Annotated in this window: 20 protein-coding genes; 14 read left to right on the top strand and 6 right to left on the bottom strand. The window is 47.5% G+C overall.

Annotation, left to right across the window (positions count from 1 at the left end):
- Positions 1 to 176: 176 nt before the first annotated feature.
- Positions 177 to 587 carry a TerB family tellurite resistance protein gene (locus HRE53_RS17375; protein ID WP_212664555.1) on the top strand — a complete coding sequence of 137 codons (411 nt, stop codon included), beginning with the start codon at positions 177 to 179 and terminating at the stop codon, positions 585 to 587.
- A gap of 576 nt (positions 588 to 1,163) precedes the next feature.
- Positions 1,164 to 2,063 carry a class I SAM-dependent methyltransferase gene (locus HRE53_RS17370; protein ID WP_235107342.1) on the top strand — a complete coding sequence of 300 codons (900 nt, stop codon included), beginning with the start codon at positions 1,164 to 1,166 and terminating at the stop codon, positions 2,061 to 2,063.
- Positions 2,064 to 2,100: 37 nt separating this feature from the next.
- On the opposite strand, the gene HRE53_RS17365 is transcribed toward HRE53_RS17370, so the two are convergent.
- The 3 genes from HRE53_RS17365 to rpsP all read right to left on the bottom strand — a co-directional run bounded on the left by HRE53_RS17365 (position 2,101) and on the right by rpsP (position 3,763).
- A complete protein-coding gene (locus HRE53_RS17365) occupies positions 2,101 to 3,054 on the bottom strand; it encodes a PhoH family protein (protein ID WP_212664553.1) in 954 nt (317 codons plus the stop codon).
- A gap of 119 nt (positions 3,055 to 3,173) precedes the next feature.
- Positions 3,174 to 3,386, bottom strand: coding sequence for a hypothetical protein (locus HRE53_RS17360; protein WP_235107341.1), 213 nt, complete (start codon positions 3,384 to 3,386; stop codon positions 3,174 to 3,176).
- Positions 3,387 to 3,508: 122 nt separating this feature from the next.
- Positions 3,509 to 3,763, bottom strand: coding sequence for a 30S ribosomal protein S16 (rpsP, locus tag HRE53_RS17355; RefSeq protein WP_212664551.1), 255 nt, complete (start codon positions 3,761 to 3,763; stop codon positions 3,509 to 3,511).
- Between the two features lie 258 nt (positions 3,764 to 4,021).
- Here rpsP and HRE53_RS17350 point away from each other — a divergent pair, with 258 nt between their 5' ends.
- From HRE53_RS17350 to HRE53_RS17300, 11 genes are all read left to right on the top strand, one after another.
- Positions 4,022 to 4,762, top strand: coding sequence for a metal ABC transporter ATP-binding protein (locus HRE53_RS17350; protein ID WP_235107340.1), 741 nt, complete (start codon positions 4,022 to 4,024; stop codon positions 4,760 to 4,762).
- A gap of 8 nt (positions 4,763 to 4,770) precedes the next feature.
- Positions 4,771 to 5,661: a metal ABC transporter permease gene (locus HRE53_RS17345; RefSeq protein ID WP_235107339.1), complete on the top strand. Its 891-nt coding sequence runs from the start codon at positions 4,771 to 4,773 to the stop codon at positions 5,659 to 5,661.
- A 387-nt stretch (positions 5,662 to 6,048) separates the two neighbouring features.
- Positions 6,049 to 6,600, top strand: a complete 552-nt coding sequence (locus HRE53_RS17340) for a gluconokinase (RefSeq protein ID WP_235107338.1) — start codon at positions 6,049 to 6,051, stop codon at positions 6,598 to 6,600.
- Positions 6,601 to 6,679: 79 nt separating this feature from the next.
- Positions 6,680 to 7,348 carry a hypothetical protein gene (locus HRE53_RS17335; RefSeq protein ID WP_235107337.1) on the top strand — a complete coding sequence of 223 codons (669 nt, stop codon included), beginning with the start codon at positions 6,680 to 6,682 and terminating at the stop codon, positions 7,346 to 7,348.
- A gap of 1,432 nt (positions 7,349 to 8,780) precedes the next feature.
- Positions 8,781 to 9,527: a phosphoadenylyl-sulfate reductase gene (locus HRE53_RS17330; RefSeq protein WP_235107336.1), complete on the top strand. Its 747-nt coding sequence runs from the start codon at positions 8,781 to 8,783 to the stop codon at positions 9,525 to 9,527.
- Between the two features lie 189 nt (positions 9,528 to 9,716).
- A complete protein-coding gene (locus HRE53_RS17325) occupies positions 9,717 to 10,052 on the top strand; it encodes a hypothetical protein (protein ID WP_235107335.1) in 336 nt (111 codons plus the stop codon).
- A gap of 40 nt (positions 10,053 to 10,092) precedes the next feature.
- Positions 10,093 to 11,145, top strand: coding sequence for a YeiH family protein (locus HRE53_RS17320; protein ID WP_235107334.1), 1,053 nt, complete (start codon positions 10,093 to 10,095; stop codon positions 11,143 to 11,145).
- A 151-nt stretch (positions 11,146 to 11,296) separates the two neighbouring features.
- A complete protein-coding gene (locus tag HRE53_RS17315; RefSeq protein WP_235107333.1) occupies positions 11,297 to 12,358 on the top strand; it encodes a M28 family peptidase in 1,062 nt (353 codons plus the stop codon).
- Positions 12,359 to 12,621: 263 nt separating this feature from the next.
- Complete coding sequence (gene psbD, locus HRE53_RS17310; RefSeq protein WP_212662221.1) at positions 12,622 to 13,677, top strand: photosystem II D2 protein (photosystem q(a) protein); 1,056 nt, start codon at positions 12,622 to 12,624, stop codon at positions 13,675 to 13,677.
- 688 nt (positions 13,678 to 14,365) lie between these two features.
- Positions 14,366 to 15,199 (top strand): ImmA/IrrE family metallo-endopeptidase, encoded by an 834-nt coding sequence (locus HRE53_RS17305; RefSeq protein WP_235107332.1) that lies wholly within the window; start codon positions 14,366 to 14,368, stop codon positions 15,197 to 15,199.
- Between the two features lie 207 nt (positions 15,200 to 15,406).
- Positions 15,407 to 15,769: a hypothetical protein gene (locus HRE53_RS17300; protein ID WP_235107331.1), complete on the top strand. Its 363-nt coding sequence runs from the start codon at positions 15,407 to 15,409 to the stop codon at positions 15,767 to 15,769.
- Positions 15,770 to 15,795: 26 nt separating this feature from the next.
- Here the strand turns inward: HRE53_RS17300 and HRE53_RS17295 are convergent, their stop codons facing one another.
- Both HRE53_RS17295 and HRE53_RS17290 read right to left on the bottom strand, forming a co-directional pair.
- Complete coding sequence (locus HRE53_RS17295; protein WP_235107330.1) at positions 15,796 to 18,024, bottom strand: AAA family ATPase; 2,229 nt, start codon at positions 18,022 to 18,024, stop codon at positions 15,796 to 15,798.
- Positions 18,025 to 18,035: 11 nt separating this feature from the next.
- Complete coding sequence (locus HRE53_RS17290; protein WP_235107329.1) at positions 18,036 to 19,223, bottom strand: trypsin-like peptidase domain-containing protein; 1,188 nt, start codon at positions 19,221 to 19,223, stop codon at positions 18,036 to 18,038.
- A gap of 53 nt (positions 19,224 to 19,276) precedes the next feature.
- Here HRE53_RS17290 and HRE53_RS17285 point away from each other — a divergent pair, with 53 nt between their 5' ends.
- On the top strand, positions 19,277 to 20,185 hold the full coding sequence (locus tag HRE53_RS17285) for a M23 family metallopeptidase (RefSeq protein ID WP_235107328.1): 909 nt from the start codon (positions 19,277 to 19,279) through the stop codon (positions 20,183 to 20,185).
- 3 nt (positions 20,186 to 20,188) lie between these two features.
- Here HRE53_RS17285 and HRE53_RS17280 read toward each other — a convergent pair whose 3' ends face one another.
- A complete protein-coding gene (locus HRE53_RS17280) occupies positions 20,189 to 22,795 on the bottom strand; it encodes an EAL domain-containing protein (protein WP_235107327.1) in 2,607 nt (868 codons plus the stop codon).
- Positions 22,796 to 22,800 lie beyond the last annotated feature (5 nt).

Genomic DNA, 22,800 nt, shown 5'->3' with positions numbered 1-22,800 from the left:
AAGCTTAGCTGCTTCTCAGCTCTAGGACCAGGGTTGAGGCAATACAAAGACCCCATGATTTACAGAGGGTGTTGAGGATTTAATATTGTTCAGGGAATGGATGGACATAACTCCAACAAACTGCTTTTCTAAAACTAAGCCTTCTTCATTACGATCTATCAGTGAGGACTTCACCCATGACTCAACCTGCAAAAGTTGTCAAACTCCTAAAGATCTTAATTGGTGTCGCCTGGCTAGATGGCACGGTACAACAAGCAGAACAAGTCTATCTGCGCAAAATTGCCCATGATAAAGGAGTGGAAGAAGATCCAGAACTACGTCCTTGGCTCTATGGATTACGGTCTGTTTCCAAAGAAGAATGCTATGCCTGGGTAGAAGATTATTTAGGGAAGAAACCCAAATCATCTGCGTATCAACAGCTTTTAGAAGATTTAAGCGGCCTGATCTATAGCGATGGCGAAGTGGCCCAAGAAGAAGCAAAATTTTTAACCCAATTGCAACAACTCGATCCGAGCAATACCCCCCAATTTCGAGAATCAGTCACCCGAGCTGTCCAAAAGCTTTATCAACGATGGATTAGTAACTAATCACTGTTGTGTCTGCTCAAGAGCATCTGGGGATTGGCTGATAGTTCTGAGTTAGCCATCCCCAAAACTCTGCACTGAACAGATGCCATCAAGCATGTTGTACTCTGAGCAACCTCACCTTCAATATTTCACCACAGAAAAATAGTTACACCCATTTTTTTTGTATCAAAAATCACAAATTCAATTTATTCTCTGATGAATTCCAATAGATCAGCTTAAAACCTATGCTGCTCATAATTTAATTGTATTTATCTCTAGAAAAGTCTTAGCTATTGCTAAAATTTTTTCTAAGTCAAGTTATCAATACCAACGACTAACTTCCCAAAGATATACCTATAAAGCATTGCAAGCACTAGCTTTGACCCATCGCGCTGCAAACGCAGCAATCATGTGACATAGATCACATAATTAACTCTTTTCTCGCGGTTAAATTTAAAATCAGATGTAAATTTCTTCGATATCTGCAAACAAATTTAAGAACATTTACTTCAATTCTTATCATTATTTTCAATAATTACTTCTTCTTTGGCTTGTCAATCTTAAATTACTTTAATGGAGCGCAAATAGCGTAAAGTCATGGTTCTGAGTGCAGTATCTTACTCCCCAACACTTCCTTTTTCTAGTGCTCATGCAGCCATTACTAAGAACAGTGATGGAATTTGGGTCGCTCCGATTGAAGCCAGTCCTGCGATACAAGCAAACAGTGTTTATTTCAGTCACCCAGAATGGGCAAAGAGCTATTTCGATGCCTGCCACCGCGATCCGGTCTTTCGGGATCGATGGTTATCAGTCATGGGCAGCTGGGACAATAAAGTTGTCGTAGATATTGGGTGTGGACCTGGCAACTTATATGCCTCGATCGGAGGTTCTCCTCGCACCATGATTGGGGTAGATGTTGCTGAAGGTGCCCTCAAGATGGCGGCTCAGATCGGCTATACCCCCGTTTTAGCCGATGCTCACGATCTTCCCTTCGTGTCCGGATTTGCAGATATCGTTGCTTTGAATGCGGCCCTGCATCATTGTGAAGATATGCCGACCGTATTGGCTGAAGCGGCTCGTCTGGTTAAACCAGGTGGGCTTCTGATCGTAGACCATGATCCACAACGCTCAGCTTGGAACTATCAAGGTCTTGCCCTCATGTTTTACAAAATGCGGCTGCCTATTTATCGGTTCTTTCTTAGAAGTCTGCATATTGACTCAGAAGAAAGACTGACTGCCTTGAAAACTGAAATTCATCATCATCCCGGTGACGGTGTGACAGCTGAACTCTTTACACAGACGCTTCAATCAAAAGGGTTTCAGATCCGTTTATTCCCTCATAACCAAACAGTGGGTGCAGAAATTCAACAAGGTGTACTAGGAAAGTCTCCCCACTGGCGCTATGGCTTAGGGCAACGCTTATCGGGCATTGATCCACTCTCTCCCGATGCAGCATTATCTTTAATGTGCGTTGCTCAAAAATCCCAGCAAGATTAGCAGTCGAGCTAAAAATCTGCTGACGAGCATTATGAGGTTATTTTTTAGTCTCATAATGCTCATAAGCATCAATAATTTTAGACACTAAGGGGTGGCGAACAATGTCGCCTTTGCCTAAGTGACAAAAACCAATGCCTTCAATTGATTGCAAAATCTTTTGGGCAACAGCCAAGCCTGAAGTCTGGCTAACGGGTAAATCGGATTGGGTAACATCACCCGTAACAACCATCCGTGAATCTTTGCCCAGCCTAGTCAGCATCATTTTCATCTGAGCAGGCGTTGTGTTTTGCGCCTCATCCAAAATGACAAAGGCTCGGTTTAGGGTCCGTCCTCGCATATAGGCAAGGGGGGCAACTTCAATAATGCCTCGCTCCATCAAGCTGGTAATCCGCTCCGCCTCAATCAACTCATAGAGGGCATCATAGAGAGGCCGTAAATAGGGATTCACTTTTTGCTGTAAATCTCCCGGCAAGAATCCTAGCTTTTCTCCTGCTTCTATAGCAGGACGAGTCAGAATTAAACGTTCATATTCATTGGATAGCAGCGCTTGTACAGCTAATACGGCAGCCAAATAGGTTTTCCCGGTCCCTGCAGGACCAATCCCAAACGTCAATGTGTATTTACGAATGAATTGAATATACTGTCGCTGGCGTAGCGTTTTAGCACGAATCTGTTCCCCTCGACGGGTCGTCGCTAAAATATCTTGCTGGAGATCTTGCCATTCTTCTTGGCGCTTGGTGTTGAGGACCTGGCGAGCAGCCATAATATCTACCGGCGAGATCGATTGCCCGGCCTGCCAAGCATCTTCTAATAAATAGATGAGCTGCTGACACAGTTTTATTTGCTTATCCGTTCCAGAAATGAGGAGTTCTTGTCCTCGCAAAACCAGCTGGGCCCCAGTTTGTTGGGCAAACAGCTTTAAATTTCCTTGCTGCTCTCCGGCTAGGGCAATTGCACTTTCTGGGCTGGGTAACTGAAGCGTCAGTCCCATAATGGCTTGGAATGAATAGGGAGAAATAAACCCATCAGAATGTCTGATAGCAGAAACATCAGTAGCTCTTAAGTCAGGCTACTGATAAAAACAGATTTTTGGATGAGTAACACTTTTACTCAACGGCGTCGTTTCTGAGGAGGCTTCTTGGGACGAGAAGGCTGTTTATCCGCCCCTCCTTCATTGAACACTTCTAGGTACACTGTTTGGTTGGCTGCTTTGCCAGCCATCTCCAACACTGTGCGCATCGCCTGGATGGTCCGCCCACCCCCGACCAAAAACCCGCCCTTTATCTGTTCCTGAAAATGCCAGACGGATCCAAACTCTACCACTGGCATTCGTCTCGCAATCTATACTCAAAGTCTCAGAGGCTTCAAGAAAAGGTTCTACGAGAAAACGAACAAGAACTGAGTAATCAGTCTTAGCAGTAGAAGTTGAAGGCATAAGTTAAAAATTAGGCTTTGGCCTTGGCAGGTTCTAAAAGGCTGGCTTTTTCCAAAATGCGACGTACGGTGTCTGTAGGCTGCGCACCTTCTTTGAGACGCTTTGCGATCGCATCTACATGCAGACGGGTTTCATCGGTAATGGGGTTATAGTAGCCCAATTCTTCCAAGGGACGACCATCTCTGCGATCGCGGCTATTCATGGCCACGATCCGGTAGCTAGCAGCTCTCTTTTTGCCGTATCGCTTAAGTCTGAGTTTGATCATATTGAGGTCGAAAATGCTCCGGTTGTTTGAGTAAAGTTTGTGGATTCTGATGAAGGAATCAAGATAAATTTACTCAGATTCCCCATCATACCACTGAACAGATGGATATCAAGCTTCTGTCTTGAGTCAAGAGTGAACAGCCCTCCCTGGGGGAAAGTGGTTCAACTTTTATGACAAATCACACAGGTTGCAACGGCGTTCTGCACTGAGTTTGGAAGAAACGGGTATAGTAATGAGTATCATTCTCATATTGCATGTATGCTCAAGGTCCAACAGCTCGCCGTCGATTACCGAGGGGTACGAGGGCTAGATGGTATCAGCTTCCAAATTGAGCCCGGCCAACTCGTAGGGATTGTCGGTCCCAATGGTGCGGGTAAAAGCACCATGATGAAAGCGATGTTAGGACTCATACCCACGGTGAGTGGCCAAGTGAGTTTCTGTACCTGTCCCCTGTGCAATCAGCTAGAGCGGGTGGCCTATGTCCCCCAGCGATCACAAATTGATTGGGACTATCCGGTTACAGTGTGGAACGTGGTGATGATGGCCCGGACCCGTAAGTTGGGCTGGTTTCGCAGTCCAGGTCGAGCCACTAAAGAAATTGTCAAAACGGCCCTTGAACAAGTTGAAATGCTAGATCTGCGGCATCGTCGCATTGGTGAATTGTCTGGCGGGCAGCAACAGCGGGTCTTTTTGGCTCGGGCCTTAGCCCAAGAGGCCGATATTTTTCTGTTTGACGAACCCTTTAATGGGGTGGATCAACCGACGGAAACCATCATGTTCCAGGTCTTTGCCAACCTCAAAGCCCAAGGCAAAATTCTGTTGGTCAGTAGCCATGACTGGGGAGAGTCCATGTCGCAACTCGATCGGCTATTACTGCTGAATCGGCAGCTGATTGCAGATGGTCTACCAGCCAAGGTGATGACCCCTGAGAATTTGCAGCAGGCTTATCGGGGTGTGTTGGGGCATTCGCATCCCAATGATCAATCTTTTGTCTGCTAGATCAAAACATGTTTGAGTGGTTCCTCGAACCGTTAGGGTATGAATTTATCCGCCATGCCTTGGCCATCGGAATTCTGGTGGGTATTTTATGCCCTGTCGTGGGCAGTTATTTGATCATTCGGCGCATGGCATTATTGGGCGATGTGATTGCTCACTGTGTACTGCCAGGGCTGTCCATTGCCGCATTTACGGGCATTGACCTGATGATTGGGGCTTTTAGTTCTGGTATCGCTGGGGCTTTGTTTATTACCTGGATTCGATCTCAATCCCGTATCAAAGCTGATTCAGCCATGGCCCTAACGTTTTCTACGTTTTTCGCCCTCGGCATTACGCTGCTATCGACCCTGAAAAACAAGTTTGACTTAGACAGTTTGCTATTTGGCGATATCCTGGCTACGACACCTTCAGATATTCTGCGCACGCTAAGCATCACCGTGCTGGTTTTGGCGGTGATCAAATTGACTTATAAAGAGCTGCTGCTCTATACCTTTGACTCCACGGGTGCCCAAGCCATGGGATTACCTGTTCATGCGCTCTATGTGGGCCTGATGGCTGTGACAACGCTGACCATTATTGCCAGCATGCAGGCAGTGGGGGTAGTTCTGGTGATTGCTATGCTAGTAGGGCCAGCCTTGTCGGCTTATCTACTGGTGCGTGAATTACACCAGATGATGATGTTAGGGGCTGTACTTGGGGCTGTGGTGAGTACTATAGGGGTTTACTTTAGCTACTATACGGAGCTTCCTTCTGGCCCATCGATTGTGTTGGTGTCTTCGTCTCTATTTATTTTGGTGCTGCTTTTCAGTCCGTCTCAAGGAATTTTGACCCGACCAGAGTTGCTGGCTCAGATCCAGCGGTTCGGCCAATCCAAAAAAATAGATCATCACCATCATGAGTGATGCCCCCACATCCGTCGGATTTTGACGACTTTCTGTTGCTCAACGATCTGAATAAATCAACTGATGCTCAATATTGCTTCTTCAGGAGTCATTGCTCTGCATATCACCGATTAGTTTTCCATAGGGGGGCTTTTAGGGATTAGTCTGAAAATGTTAACCGATCTTGGTACATCAGTTTTAATCCCTATAAGTTGCAAATTTCTTCGTATCTTGGGCAGCTGACTTTGAGAACTCAACTTTCTTTATCATCCATTCCAATTCTCAATGTTCTAGAGAGTGCAAGGTTAACTATTCGAGACAGATGACTAGTAAGGCAGTGAAAGATTTGGCTATCGTCACTTCAAGGAATCATCAATCCAGTGTTGGCAGTAAAAGTTGTTGTGACCTATGACAAACATAGATAGTCCTATTGTTTGGATCATGATTGGAGTTGCGGGTTCAGGTAAAACCACCATAGGCCGCTTATTGGCTAATCGGTTAGAGTGTGATTTTTTAGAAGGCGATCGTCGCCATACCGCCGCTAATATCAAAAAAATGGTTGCTCAAGCCCCCCTGAATGACGGTGATCGCCGGGAGTGGCTAGATGCGATCGCAAATGATATACGCCGGGCTATCGATCTGAAACGCGAAACCGTCATCACCTGTTCAGCCCTTAAGCAAGCCCATCGCCAGCGATTGATGGCTTTGGGAGCTGTGCAGCTTGTGTGGTTAGAGCTGTCGGAATCCCATCTACGCCAACGTTTGACTCAGCGAGACAATCACTACATGCAGGCTGAGCTCCTAGCTAGCCAGCTCAATACCTATGAAGCCATTCAGACAACAGAATCAGACATTTTGACGGTTGATGCGACTCAGCCTCCGGCTTGGGTCGTTGAGCAAATATGGCGGCAAGCCCTTGCCTGCTATCCCCATTTAAAACAGGTTTGGTGGCAGCGCTAGTTGATTGTAGACCAGGCGAACAGGGATACTGCTGATAGGGACATCCCCTCAATTCGCTTATTCTCAAAGGACAATGCCCGTGACTCTGCCTCAACCTCTTCAACTTTTGGCCCCACTTTTGAGTCCTGAGCATTTAGCTCCTTTATTAGCCCTCCAACAGCATTATCCAGAGGGACTGATGCATACTCACTGGCCGACCTATGCTCAAGGATCTGATCCCCTGGCTTTCTTGCTACAGGTTTGGCGGGAGCAGCGCCCGGAAAATGAACCTCCGGCCCCGATCTGGAAATGTGATACCTCGGCGATCGAAGCCTGCCCCCATATTTCTACCTTGGTGAATAGTATCCATGGCTTTCAGAGTATCGAAGGTGACCCAGGGCAATGGCTGGTCGCTGCCTGGTGGTGGGGAACAGCGGCGATTGTCTGTCGGACGACTGCGGATAAGTTAGAGAATGCGATCGCAGGCTGGTATCAGCGGTATCGCTGTTCTGTTCTATATTTGCAATCCCCGGAAATGGAGCAAGACACTCAAATATTGGCAGCCTATGAAGCGGACCTCACCTGTAGCCATTCCTTAGCAGTACCCAAGCAGGTTGATTTATCCTGGGCCATTAAAGATGGGTTTGACTGGGGGCAATGGCAACTCCCTTCAGCGCTGCAACCTTGGGGAAGTCAAGCTGAGTTAGGGCAAACGGTCATTGCCAATAACCCTGCCAAAGTTGTGCCATCTTCACAAAAGCCCAAATAGCCCCGATTGAAAGGCAAGGATAAAATTTACCTCAAAGCAAAAGAGCAGAACACAAATCATTTTACGGATTATCAGCAACGCTGCTCGGTCTTGACCGAGTGGGAAAATTGTCCACCTTTTTTCTAGGCTAGACAAAGCATCTCTCATTTCACGTTTCAGGGTGATGGCATCAACGCTTGAATTGGGTATTGTCTCAGTAGGCATTCACAATCCACAGGCTCGGATTGCCTGACTGCTGGATGTGTTTCATTGTTTATGACTCTCCAAAGCAACCTCAAGCAGTAGTAGAACCTTCAAGGATGATGGTCCAACTCAGACTGAATAGCAGTGAGGCTATATCTTTTATTTCTATCGTGAAGGAATTATAGAGAAGCAGTATGAGTTGAGTTGAGTTGATATCACTTCGAAAGGCATAAAAATATATCTAAAAACCTTAGTGCACCGTCAATGTCTATTATTTTATAACGGTAAAAAAAATAGTTCGGTTTCTAACAGGGATAGCTAAATAAACCAATTATTAAAAAAAATTGGAACTCTAAGTGATATGCTACACATCTGCCAAAAAAAATGAGCTATCTTAGCTTTTTGTGACTGAAGTCACATTTTTTTGGCTGTTCAACTAAAATTAAATTTTTTTTGTGTTTACATCTGTTTTTTATATATGGTTATATATATCTAAGCTTTACTCCTGAGTCATTTTAAGTCTCGATACTATATTAATTGTCGGTGCAGTGTTTAATATCTATATATTTCATGCTGCTGTTCTCACCATCTGATTAAGACATCAGTGATTTGGGTTGGCAATTCAACAATCCAAAGTCTTGCAGATAGTTACTGTGAGTAACTAATAATAATTTCCTCAGAGGTCCGTTCGAGCTTTATTTCAGTAGTTCTGTAGTGGTCATCACCAAAAAACAACATCTCTGTCAGTATTTAATACCTGGCGGGGTGTTATTTCGAGATGGTTAAGAAAAGGCTGTTGCAGAAAACTGATTGCACCTAGCGTCCGTACCACTATTTGTTATGCCAGTTTTTGTTTCCGTAGCCGCAAGTTGTAATACTAACGGCATTCCATTCGCTATAAGCCCAAGCTATATCAGCGTTGGTATACCCCATGCCTATGACTCTCGATAATTGACTTAAGATGAATTACTTGTAGATTCATCATCTTGAAGTTGATGTCTTTTTCTGCAGTCACTGATGTAGAGAAGGCGATAACGGCACCCATATTTCGGTGGCAGCAAGATGCTGCTCTATCCACCGTTCTATCTATTAAAAGCTAAGAAAAATGCAAGGTTTGAGAGTCTTTTTAGAACTCTTACCCCCTGCCTTCTTAGGCACTTCAATGCAGGCTAACTAGGACGATTAATCAGCCTGCAGAGTTTGCTATCCCTTTTAATTTTTGTTTTCTGACTCATTAAGGAGTTCTCTTATGGTTCAAGCGATCAATACTGTCGATACCACTGTTGATATTCCTAGCGCACTCACGAAGCTGCCTCAGGATAATCCTCAAGAAATCCTCGACTTTGCACTCAAAAAGTTCGACAACATTGCCATTGCTTTTAGTGGTGCAGAAGACGTGGTTCTGATTGATATGGCTGCTAAGATTCGGCCAGATGTGAGTGTGTTCTGTCTGGATACTGGACGTTTACACCCTGAGACTTACCGGTTTATTGAGCAGGTCAGAAAGCGCTATAAACTCCATATTGAGCTGCTGTTTCCTGACCCTGCTCAAGTAGAAGCACTCGTTCGTGAAAAAGGGCTGTTTAGCTTCTATAAAGACGGTCATAAGGAGTGCTGCAGTATTCGCAAGGTTCGTCCTTTACGTCGGAAGTTGTCGTCTCTTGATGCTTGGATTACAGGGCAGCGTCAGGATCAAAGTCAGACCCGTTCTAATTTACCGGTCATGCAAGTGGATACCGCCTTCTCCAACGATGACCACACCTTAATTAAGTTCAACCCGCTATCCAACTGGACCTCAAATCAGGTATGGGAATACATCGATAAGAATGAGGTGCCGTTCAATCCCTTGCACTCCCAAGGCTTTGTGAGTATTGGTTGTGCCCCTTGCACCCGCTCCACCTTGCCTCACCAGCATGAACGCCAAGGTCGCTGGTGGTGGGAAAACCCTGATGACAAGGAATGTGGTTTACACGCCAGTAATGCGACCCAAAAGTAAATGTGTTGCTTCCTAGCGAAGTCTTCTGAACTTCGCTAGGAAGTCTGAAATTCGGTATTGCTCAATTTAGGGATGAACTGCTGTTTTGCAACTTCCTGAAATATTTTCGTGCCAATTTTTCAAGGTATCACTCACCCAACAAAGCCTGAACTGCTGCTATCTGTCCCCAATTATCAAAAACGTCTTTTCATGAAAATCACCTTGGTTCAAAAGGTTAAGCACGATGGTCAACCCTGTGCAAAATCCGCCAGAGTACTCTCTGAACTAGAAACTCTTGAGTTGAGATCTCGAATCGATCAAATTGTCACTGCTGATGAACGTAATCCGGACAGTGAGGGCTATGCATTGGCAGCCCAATACAACGTTGATTCCGCACCCTTCTTCATTGTGGAAAATCCTGACGGATCTTCCCGCCTCTACACGGCTTATCAGCGGTTTCTAAAAGAGGTTTTGCAGCAGGAGACCTCTGAAGACGCAGAGATTTCAGAAATTATGGCCCAAAGCCCCGATCTAGATTTTATCTAGGCCCCCTATCTTCAATGTCAAACTCATTCCAGGGTTCCACATGAAACTACCTCGTACCATGCAGCTGGGTTCTGTCGCGACCAAACCCTATAGAGTGCGGCCGTCTGCACCGAATCAAACGGGTTCTATTTTTACAGGTCTATTTCTTACGTTTGGACTTGCTTTAGTAGCAACGTTCCTTCATCTCGTACCGGGCTTGCATTTTCTGAGCTCACTCATTTTGGCTGTGGTTTTGGGTATTGCAGTCCGCAATGTCTTGACGGTACCCGCCTCTTGCCAGCCAGGCATTAAGTTCACTCTCAAACGAATTTTACGACTCGCCATTATGTTGCTGGGACTGAGGCTGAGCGCGTCGCAGATCCTGGAAGTTGGCCCCAAAGGGCTGGGGATTGTAGCTGTTGTCCTAGGCAGCACTTTTATATTCACCTGCTGGCTGGGTCGCCAGCTCGGCGTGAGTCGTCAACTGTCTCAACTGATTGCGTCAGGAACATCTATTTGTGGGGCTTCTGCGGTCGTTGCCACCAATAGCGTGATTGAAGGGTCGGATGAAGATGTTGCCTATGCCGTCACGATTGTGACCGTGTTTGGAACCCTATCGATGCTGCTCTATCCCCTGCTGTTTGGTTGGCTAGCTCTAACGCCAGAAGCCTTTGGAGTATGGACGGGGGCATCGATTCATGAAGTGGCTCAAGTGGTGGCTGCAGCCTTTCAGACCAGTCCAGTCAGCGGTGAACTGGCCACGATTGCGAAGCTATCGCGGGTGATGTTCCTGATTCCGGTGATGTTGACCTTAGGTGTTTTATCTTTTCGACAACGGGTAGGAAATTCTAAATCACTGCCAATTCCTTGGTTTGTACTAGGGTTCGTGGTGCTGATTGGGGTTAGCAGTTTTCAGATTTTACCGATTGCATGGACTGAGTCTATTACTCAAGGCAATAAATTTTTGCTGACCGTGTCGATGGTGGCCATGGGGCTAGAAACTAAGCTCCATAAGTTTAAGGAAATGGGTCTGCGACCGCTCTATTTGGGCGCTGCGGCCTGGTTATTTATTTCTATTTTGAGCCTCACTTTAGTGGAAGCCTTTTATTTATAGAGGTTTCAATCCTTCAGTTCAAGTTGAGTAGGGAACAGGTATAAAGACGACTACCCTAGCCATTGTTGAAAACACATCCCTCTGACGATTGAAGGTTTCGATAGGTAGAATGGACTGTGTGCGACAATGGCTAGGGTTTAGTCGTGGAAAGATGTTCAAAAGTCGGAAAGCTTGGATTCTAGGTGCGATCACATGTCTGTTCGTGCTCTTTGCGGCTTGCCAGTCTCCCCGGCCCGTCGCCCAACCCTCATCTGTCTCTCCATCGCCAGCATCTTCTCCCATTGCTTCGCCTTCAATGACTTCGCCTCCAGTTGAGTCTCCGCTACCTGTAAGCTCTGAACCAACCCCCATCGTGAGTGGCGAGCGGTTAATGGCCGATCTCAAAGCCCTTAATTTTGAGCGCTACACTGGGGCCGAATTGAAAAAAGCGAGAGAGTTGATGACTCAAACCCTCACTGCCTCAGGATGGACAGTCGGGGAACAGCCTTTTGAAACAGGAATAAACGTTGTTGCGGAACGTCCAGGAACAGACCCCAATGCTGGCGCATTGCTAGTGGGAGCCCATTATGATTCGGTTCGCGGTTCTCCAGGGGCGGATGATAATGCCACTGGGGTGGTAGTGGCTTTGGAAGTGGCGAGACTGCTGGGCGATCGCAAAACGATACGTCCCCTCCGCATTGTTCTATTTGATCAAGAAGAAGCCGGACTGGTGGGCAGCTATGCCTATGCCCAACGCCCCGAAAACCTCAAGAACTTAGACGGCGTCGTTATTTTGGAAATGCTGGGTTACACCTGTGCCACTGCCGGCTGCCAGCAGGTGCCTGGAGAATTTAAGGTGGAACTGCCCAGTGATAAGGGAAACTTTCTTGCGATCGCAGGAGATACCGAACATTTACCATTACTGGATGCCTTTAGCGAGAACCATCAGCCGAACCTACCTGCATTAGTCCCAGTCCCCATCCCCTTTAAAGGTCTATTAACCCCTGTAATTCTGCGTAGTGACCACACCCCATTTTGGTTTGAAGGGATTGGGGCGGTGATGGTCAACGATACTGCCCATCTGCGCAATCCCCACTATCATCGGCGGACTGATACGCCTGATTCGCTAGATACTGCATTTCTCGAAGGCAATGCTCAGACCGTTGTCAACGCAGTAACGGCTCTTTTAGACCGTCCGCAAAGTTTCTTGACGACTGAAACCGACAAATCTTAAGCTTTCTCAGAATTCAGGCACTGACTATCATTGCCCGTTTTCGTAGCCTAACAGTCAAACCCTTATATTTTGCTAGACTTTCCAGCTGTAGCTGCAGCACGTTAGACTTCTACATATAATTAGAATATGTGAAATAAATCATAAAGTATCGTGAATTTTTGTTGACTTTACTTTATGGTTAATCATATCTACATCGATTCAGGACCATCTGTTATTATTCCTGCAATCATTTTGCGATTTATAAATAAACTGGAGATCTATCCATGACCATAGCAGTCGGACGCGCCCAGGAGCGAGGATGGTTTGACGTCCTCGACGACTGGCTGAAGCGTGATCGGTTCGTCTTTATTGGTTGGTCAGGTATTCTACTTTTCCCCTGTGCATTTCTATCCGTTGGGGGATGGTTTACCGGCACAACTTTCGTAACTTCCTGGTTCACCCACGGTCTTGCTAGCTCCTACCTAGAAGGTGCTAACTTCTTGACCGTAGCTGTATCCACACCCGCCGACAGCCTCGGCCACTCCCTACTTTTGTTGTGGGGCCCCGAAGCTCAAGGTGACTTCACCCGCTGGTGTCAGCTGGGTGGATTGTGGAACTTCACCACATTACATGGTGTCTTCGGTTTGATCGGCTTCATGCTGCGTCAATTCGAAGTAGCCCGTCTGATCGGCGTGCGTCCTTATAACGCAGTTGCTTTCAGCGGTCCTATTGCCGTGTATGTATCTGTCTTTTTGATGTATCCTCTGGGCCAATCCAGCTGGTTCTTTGCACCTAGCTGGGGTGTAACGAGTATCTTCCGATTCTTGTTATTTGCTCAAGGTTTCCACAACTTAACCCTCAACCCCTTCCATATGATGGGCGTTGCAGGTATTTTGGGTGGTGCGCTGTTGTGCGCCATTCACGGAGCGACTGTTGAGAACACTTTGTTTGAAGACGGTCAAGACGCCAATACATTTGCTGCGTTCTCTCCAACCCAAGCAGAAGAGACCTACTCCATGGTCACTGCAAACCGATTCTGGTCTCAGATTTTCGGGATTGCCTTTTCCAACAAGCGTTGGTTGCACTTTTTCATGTTGTTCGTTCCTGTAACGGGTCTATGGGCATCTGCCATTGGCCTCGTCGGTATCGCTCTCAACATGCGTGCTTATGACTTCGTTAGCCAGGAAATCCGGGCTGCTGAAGACCCTGAGTTCGAAACCTTCTACACCAAGAACATTCTCTTGAATGAAGGTCTTCGTGCTTGGATGGCACCCCAAGACCAAATCCATGAAAACTTCATCTTCCCTGAAGAAGTTCTACCTCGCGGCAACGCTCTGTAGACTCTAACTTCAAACGATAAAGTTTGATTGAAAGCCCCCGGATTACCGGGGGCTTTTTTGGTGTGGTTAGGATTGATCCATTCCCGCAAACTCAAGCTGAAGGGGCTGCGAAAATACCATTGGTCTATGCCTTACATGGATTTAGGTCCGCTTGCCGACCATGAAACATTCACCACAAATCTTCAACCCAACTGGGCAATGCATTGAGTAGGAGATGTTGGCTAAACAAATACCCCCTAACTCATACAGAGATAGGGGGTAGGACTTTTTTGATGATTATTTCTGATTTAAGTCAAGCTAAAACCAGATATTAAAAATTCTAGCAGTAGCTTGATTAGACTCATGTTGCCCAGAAAAAATCGGGATCTAACATCGAGGTGCAAAAAACTTTTCAAGTTATCTTTGTTCAGCCCTCCAGATATTTAATTTTTGCTGGGGAGACATATCCATAGTCCTGAATCGTATGTGCGATCGCAAACGACTAACCACACAAACCCCTCAGAGATATAGCTTACAAGCCCTTCTATCTATTGGACAAAGCCTTAGCTCCAATTTTGTTGTCCTTAAGATTCTCAACAGCACTATCCTTACCTAAAATCATGGCCGCTCTTAGAGTTCTTTATGGGAAAGCAACCACCTAGCAACTTTGGCAGGTGAACTAACATTGACGAACGTCTAGGAACTTGATATGCGCAAAGGCTGGAATCCTACCCGTCGCAATCGCAATATTGGGACTTCAACACAAGGACAGGGACAAAATAATCATCTGGTTATTCCAAAATCATGGTCGGATGATCGGGTGTTTTGGGAAGTGCTGCACCAACCTATAGCTATCCAAAAAACCATTGGAGAATGTGAGCTGACATTTCTCATAGAGCCTCCGCGCCCCGAGTGCTTTTACCCCTGTACTGTCGCGGATGTGATGTCTGTTTTAGAATACGTTCCCCAATCTGATCTGGCGGGCTTGGAGCTGATTATCTTTCGCCAACCGACGCGCAAACAAGATCAACTCAATCCTGTCTGGGGTCGTTTCCTTTACTATGCAACGCCTGGGCCACATTCAGGACCTGCAATCTGTATCGAAGCCCATGATCTCAATAAACCCTTGCGGTGGTCCCTTTCCCTAGGTTCAGACGATCGTGATGAACTGGCTCGACTGGAAGCTGATGGCCATGAGATCGAAAAGGGACGGCGTGATTACACGATCCACCGAACTGATGAGTCGGTTCGTAATACTGTTCTCTTTCGAACTCTATTCCATGAATTTGGGCATTATGTGGATTGGATGCAAAGCGTTGTTCTACCTAGTCTTAATTCCACTAGCGATGCTGAAGATGAGCAGCTGCGCCAAGCGTTTAACTCTAAGCCCTCGCAAGAAAAAGAAGCCTTTGCCCATCGCTATGCCCAGACTCTAGCGACTCAACTGCATCAAGCTGGCCACATCCCTTTTGCACCTCAGCCCAATGTAAAAGCCTTACTGGATCAGGGGCTACAGCTAGGTTGGTTTACGCCCAATTTCTAGCTTCATCTAGCAGCTGATGAAGACATTACGACATATCAAACACTTGTGGAAACAATACTCATACCTTGCCAAGTTCCTTGGTCGATCTCACCTTCAGTGAGTGGGGTTACACTAACCCATCGTGAAACACCTGTTGAGCCAGAATGCCGCGTAGAATTTGGAGGGAACGGATTGAATGAGGATCTTAGCCGTAGTCCACGAAGAATTATGATCACATTTAGTCAGTGCTACTACGCTCGCGTTGGTCAAAATGACGATTCAGTCGGCATAGAATCGATTGGCTACACTATTGAGCAAACTTTTAGGAATGACCTGGAAGATTATGATATTAGGTGGCAAAGAACTGGTAACTGTCCTGATTCAGGCTTCTATGTGGCCAAACAGTCAGAATGGCTTTCTGCACTAGCTCCATTATTCCGAGAAAACTTTCAGCATTATGTAGTTGATGGCCGTGACGGTTATGTTGAACTGATTGCCCACCACTTTGCCTGGAAAGAATGGATTTGGGATCAATCGTGGGAAGAAGCTGCTAATGCCTCTGTTATGAGTAGTGGTGAAGGAGTCAGATAATTTAGGTGTGGTTGGTAAGACTTGGTTTATTTAAGACATTGGCAATGAATAAACGCAATCGTGGTTTGCCATTGAATGGTTTTGTGTAATAACTTTTGAGACAACAGCGCTTGAATCTGTTTGACATCTTTCGCGGAACAGTGCTGCCCTAGACGCTTCCCATAGGAAGGACGATCACCACCCACGGCAAACCACCGTTCGATTAACTTAGGAGTGACATATAGACTCATATGAGTCTGCTCTAGATCTATCGTGATCGGTTGATCAGCAAACGCAGCTTGTAGATCAGATTCATCCCAGGTGAGTTGCGTATCGCCCGTATCACCTTGATATAAGGCAGCTTCAGCCGTTTGCCAACGCTGATATAACGCCTTACCAACATCATCGGCCTTCACCAAATCACAAATTCGTTGCCCATATTTGGGAATCGTTTCCGCTAGAATCATCTGACCCTTTGGCCTCAAAAGACTGAGAAGCTGCTGGACAAGGTTTTCAGCGACAGACCGATCCGTTTGATTCATCTGATTAGCAAAAGTATTCCGACCTAAAATCCAATCAAACTGTAGATCGGGAGTATGGTCATGAATCAGAGTTTTGAGGTCAGCACTCCGTCCTGCTAAAAAGATAGGTCGTTGCAAGGCTGACAGGGCTTTCACCTGAGCTTCCAGAGTCTGAGCGACTTTATCTGAGGGAACATGGGTATAGACACTGCCTTCCGGGGTCTGCCGTAACGCTTCCCAGGTGAGTAGCCCCGTTTGGCTGCAGACCTCCAGAACCACATGATGGCGCTGAATTTGAGTGAAACTGAAAATGCGATCGCGCACCCAAGCCGCATGATCGCCAGTCTGACTCATGGTGCGCTGTAACCACCGTTCCCGCTTCGAGTCTTTTGGACCATAGCTAACCGTCTCTTGGGAACTGGTATCTGAAATTCCCGAGAGTTGAGCTTCCCGCTGACGAGCAATTTGAGTTTGAATCGCAGCTTCAGCCCCTTGATCGGAGGGTTGGTAAAACACCTGTCCTTGGAGACTGTCTGGTAAATATTGTTGAGCGACCCAGTGATCGCGATAAGCATGGGGATATTTATAGTTAGCGCCATGACCAAAAGAATGTTGGTCACGACTCTTATCCCTGAGGGCATTGGGCACGTCCCCTTCCCGTTCTTTCTCTACCGAGGCCAGGGCATCAAAATAGGCCAAAGCACTATTGGACTTGGGAGCGGTCGATAAATAAAGAGCTGCTTGGGCCAAAGGATATTGCCCCTCTGGCAACCCAATTCGATCAAAGGATTGAGCACAGGCCATCACCACAGCGACAGCCTGTGGGTCCGCCAGACCGACATCCTCACTGGCTAAAATGATCATCCGTCGAAAGATAAAGCGGGGATCTTCTCCGGCATAAACCATGCGGGCTAACCAATAGAGTGCCGCATCCGGGTCAGACCCCCGCAAGCTTTTGATAAAAGCGCTGATCGTATCAAAATGGGCATCGCCCTCCTTGTCATAGAGAACAGCCCGCCGCTGGATAGAGGCTTCTGCGACAGCCAAGGTGATGGGAATAACGCCATTGCCGTCTGGCTCTGTGGTTTCAATGGCCAGTTCTAACGCATTCAGCAACGCTCTCGCATCGCCATTCGCCACATTAATCAGGTGATCGGTCGCGGCACCCTCAAGCTCAATAGCCGTATCGCCATAGCCGAAGTATTTATCTTGCAAGGCCCGCTCTACCACCTGGCGCAGGTCGTCTGGCATCAGCGATCGCAACTGAAAAATCCGTGACCGACTAACTAGGGCTTTGTTGACCTCAAAATAGGGGTTTTCGGTGGTTGCTCCGATTAAAATCACCGTGCCATTCTCCACCCAGGGCAGCAATGCATCCTGTTGGGCTTTATTAAACCGATGCACCTCATCCACAAATAGAATCGTGCGTTGACCATATTGGCCTCGTCGGTCCTGGGCTTCATCCACAGAGGAACGAATATCTTTGATGCCCGCTAAGACCGCATTCAGGGCTAGAAAATGAGCTTGAGTGGTGTTAGCAATAATCTGAGCTAGGGTCGTTTTGCCCGTGCCAGGGGGACCATAGAAAATCAGTGAGGAGAGTTGATCGGCCTGAATGGCCCGCCGCAATAGACGTCCTGGGCCGACAATCTCATCTTGGCCTACAAACTCATCTAAGGTACGGGGACGTAAACGCGCGGCTAGAGGCGCTTCCGTTTCTAAAAGCTGTTGACGATGCTGTTCAAATAAATCCATCGCCTCAGTGCTTAAGATCGTCGAGAAAAGGTTTGAGGGTTGAGGGTTCCCACTGTCAGCTGGGCTTGCTGTTTCTTATTTTTGCGCATGATGGTTAATGCCAACTGATCGCCGGGAGTCACAGACTGTAAGAGCTGCTGAAGTTGCTCCGTATTGTCAATTGGGGTTTTACCAATTTGGACAATCACATCACCAGCCTTTAACTGTGCCGCTGAAGCGGGGGAATCAGACAATACATCCACCACCAGTACCCCTTTATCTTGTTGGAGGGGTAAGTCTATCTCATCTTTCAGCAATGTTTTTGTCTCTTCCGAAAGACTCACCATCCGAATCCCCAAGTAGGGATGGGCCACTTTTCCCTCGTTTAATAATTGCTTGCTAATACGGGCGGCAATTTTGACAGGAATGGCAAATCCAAGTCCCTGAGCCGTTACCCCCGACTCTTGAGACTCGCGGATAATCGCCGTATTAATCCCAATCACCTCACCCTTGAGGTTAAGCAACGGTCCTCCAGAATTCCCAGGATTAATCGCAGCATCCGTTTGGATAAAGTTAACCCGCTGGTCTGGGGCTCCTAGTTGAGAGCTAGACCGATCTGTGGCGCTAATAATTCCCATGGTTACCGTGTTGTTCAGCCCCAAGGGATTACCAATGGCAATCGCCCAATCTCCGGGTTGTAACGTATCTGAATCCCCGAGTTCAAGGGCAGGCAAAGACTCCTTGGCCTCTATCTTAATCACGGCAATATCGGTGAGGGGATCAGCCCCTTCCACGGTGCCAGGAAACTGCTGTCCGTCCTTGAGCACCACCGTCACCTCATCGGCATCTTCAACGACATGGGCATTGGTTAAAACCAATCCTTTTTCATCAAAGATAAATCCTGACCCCGTGCCCTGCTCTAGGGAGCGATCAGAGCGCTCAAATAGGCCGAGTGATCCTTTTGAACTCCGGGCCGCATTAATACGCACCACAGAAGGACCGACTTGATCCACCATTTTGACGATCAAATTAGAGCTAATCTGGGAGCGATTGGCAATTTCAGTGACTGGAATTTCGGGGGTACTTTGTGGGCTCTCAGCGGTATCAGACCCTCGATTAAACCAACTTTGACAGCCGGTCTGGAGCAGCGCACTTCCAACTAAAAGAGAAAAAACTAGATGTTTGAGGGATCGCTGCATTATCGTAAAACTAGGGCGCATTCAGCGTTATCGTGATTCTTTACTCCACTCTAACCTGGGAGCAATTGGGTATTATGGCCAAATTCAACTTTCGCCATCTGTTTGCAATCATACCTTGGACCTTAGGCAGCGTGGCGGGCGGTCACCTGATGGCCCATGCCCAGTCGGCCCCCTCCCGACTATGTCCTGCGTCTGTCCTATCTCGGTTAGTGCGACATTCAGTAAAGTCGGGCGAAACCTTGGCCAGCATCGCCCAGCAATATGGCCTGTCCACTGCAACCCTCAAGGGCATGAATCCTAAACTAAGGCAAGGACGAGCCAGGGCAGGCATGAACTTAGTGGTGCCGCCCTATAACGGCATTTTGGTCGCTATTCCGGCTGGCCAAACCTTGCAAGCCGTAGCGAAAGCCTACCGCATCAGCCCAGAGGTCTTGTTTGAAGTGAATGGTTGTCAGACCTCACCTAAGGTCGCGTTTGTGCCGGGTATCACCTGGTCTCCAAGGGTGAACTCCCGCCCCACAGGGATTGCCCCGCTCCAGTCTGTGGGCAACACCTTCCAATCTCCTCGATCGGTAACGGGACGAGATCGCTATCCGTTACCGCAGCCTGCATCGGTGGTGGGAACCTATGGCTGGCGGGTTAATCCAGAGACCCGCAAAATGCAGTTCTACAGCGGGGTCGATTTGCAGGCAACGTCTGGTACCCCTGTCTATGCCGTCAGCTCAGGTACGGTCGTTTTTGCCGGGGAACGAGGGTCTGCTGGCCAAGTGGTGTTTATTCGCCATGCCCAAGGTCGACAAACTCGCTATGGTCGACTCACAGATTTGCAGGTCAAGGTGGGACAACCGGTACAGCCCGGTCATTTGCTGGGTGAGGTGGCCTCTGCCCCCCAGACCGCGCTCAGGTTCGAAGTGCGTTATCGGTCCAGCTTGGGTTGGGTAGCCCATGACCCCCAGTCTTATTTGCAATCCCTGCAAAAGTGATCGCTAATTGCAATAGTTGAGGAGAAATTTCTCCATCCCCGCTGTATCTGTGGGTTCTGAGAATAAATAGCCTTGGGCATATTCACACTTCATTTGGGTGAGTTCCTCGGCTTGCTCCTCTAGCTCGACCCCTTCCGCCACCACGTCCATATGGAGATTGTGAGCGAGGTTGACAATGGTTTTGACAATCTCAAACCCTTCTTCGGAATTCATCCGCTCCACAAAGGAGCGATCAATTTTGAGGGTATCCACTGGGAACGCATTCAGATAGTTTAAGGAAGAATAGCCAGTGCCAAAGTCATCAATCCCCAACTTGATACCTAATGTCTTAATGGCATCTAGCTTATCGGCCACATCTGAAGCATGATCCATCAGTACCCCTTCGGTAATCTCCAGCTTAAGGCGATGGCACGGTAAATTCGTGTCTTCTAAAACAGCATGAATATCGTTGACAAAGTTGGGTTGAGAAAATTGCCGACTCGAAATATTAACATTGAGCTGTAGATCTTGGGCCAAGCTGTAATGCTGTTGCCATAGCTGCATTTGACGGCAGGCTTGGGCCAGTACCCACCAGCCCAACGGAATAATCAGACCTGCTTCTTCCGCCATCGGCACAAATTCCGAAGGCAAGATCAAGCCGCGTTCTGGATGATGCCAACGCACCAAGGCTTCTAACCCCACCAGGCTGTGGGTGCCTAAAGATACAATCGGCTGATAGAACAGTTGAAACTCTTGCCGATCAATCGCTCGCCGCAGATCATTCTCAAGTTGAGAGAGGGCTAGCACTTGCGATCGCATGCTGCTACTAAAGATTTCATACCTATTTTTACCTAGGTTTTTGGCCCGGTACATGGCGGTATCGGCATCTCGCAGCAGCTCTTCCGCATGTTGGTATTCGGGGCTGATCAGGGCAATCCCAATACTGGTGCCCGTAAAAATTTCATGGCCTTCAATGGCAAAAGCCTGCTTTAACTGTTGCTGAATTCGTTCAGCCGTCTGGAGAACCTGATCCATATTCTGGATGGTGTTCAACAAAATCACGAATTCATCGCCGCCGATGCGAGCAACGGTATCTTGGTCTCTCAGACAAGACTGCAGCCGGTTACCAACTTCGATTAGTAGCCGATCGCCAATCATATGACCCAGACTATCGTTAATGATTTTGAACCGATCTAAGTCCAAAAACAAGATGGCAAACTGATCGTCAGGATGGCGCTGATATTGCTTAATGGCCTGGGTGAGACGATCCATGAATAACACCCGGTTGGGTAAGCCGGTTAAGGCATCATGGAGGGCATCATGGACCAGTTGTTCCCGGGCCAAGTGATATTCGGTGATGTCCGTCTGGGAACCAGCAATGCGGTAGGGCTGTTGTTCGGCATCGCGCAAGGCCATCCCCCGGCTGCGAAACCAGCGATACTCCCCATTTTTATGACGCAAGCGAAATTCACTTTGAAAGTGATTGGTTTCACCATTCAGGTGCATCGATAATTCTTGCTTCAGACGATCGCGATCGCTGGGGTGAAGCCGATCAAGCCATTCTTCACAGCGATCGCTAATTTCATCTTCTTCATAGCCAATCATCGATTTCCAGCGGGGCGAAAAATACACCCGATTGGATCGCAAGTGCCAATCCCAGAGACCATCATTGGCCCCCCGAGCCGCAGCAGCATAGCGTTCTTCGCTTTCCCGGAGGACTTGCTCGGCCCGTTTGCGCTGGGTAATATCGACCAGATAACTGCGAATGACCTGACTTTCCGGCATGCAGTGAATGGATTGTTCGAAGACGCGATCGCAAACATGTACTTCCCGAACAAAGTAGGTATTTTGCGCTTTCTTGACTTCAGCTAAGAAACCTTGCAACAGCGGATGCTGGTTGGACTCTAAAATATCGGGGAATTGAGCCACCGCCGCCGGATTGATATACGTGATGCTGCCACTAAAATCCGTTTCAATGATGGGATGAGGCATTAACTCAGGGAACGACGAGAGGCGAACGAGAGCAGCTTCTCCTAAATTTCGTAATTCTGTATCAGAGGGGAAAAAGGTCTGAGTATTCGAAGACGAAGGAGTAGGAGATTCCGAAGAATTGATCGCGAGTAAATCATCTAGTTCATACTCATCTGGAAAACCCGTTACTAGGTGATAAGTGGCTTGAATATCCTCCCCGAAAGAGATGATTTCTTGATCCTTGAGATCATGGGAAAATCGGCGCTTCCCATTGATCCATAGACCATTACGGCTACGCCGACCCTGAATATTGCCATCAATCACTCGAAAGAAATGATTTCCCGTTTTCGGTTCATGAATTCGTAGCAGTAGCGCATGTTGGCGGGAGACGGTGCCCATATTCAACACAATGGAATTGGCGGGATGGCGTCCAATCGAATAGGTTGCAGCTTCTAATACAACGGTTTGCTGATGGTCACCTGTTTTGATCACCAATAGATGATGAGCGCGACTGACTCTTGTCGCGGGCGAACTAGAACCAGACTGTCCGGTTTGTGGAGGATGACTTCGAGTTTCTCTAAGCGTAGGTGATGTGATATCTCCTGGAATCACATTCACGCCGAGCTGAGTGGTATCTTGCACAAGCGTTCTGGCAGGCATCAGTA

The organism is Acaryochloris sp. 'Moss Beach' (assembly GCF_021497025.1).
Lineage (GTDB): Bacteria > Cyanobacteriota > Cyanobacteriia > Thermosynechococcales > Thermosynechococcaceae > Acaryochloris > Acaryochloris marina_A.
The sequence above is the reverse complement of the archived record's forward strand: the minus strand, read 5'-3'. Positions and strand labels throughout refer to the sequence as shown.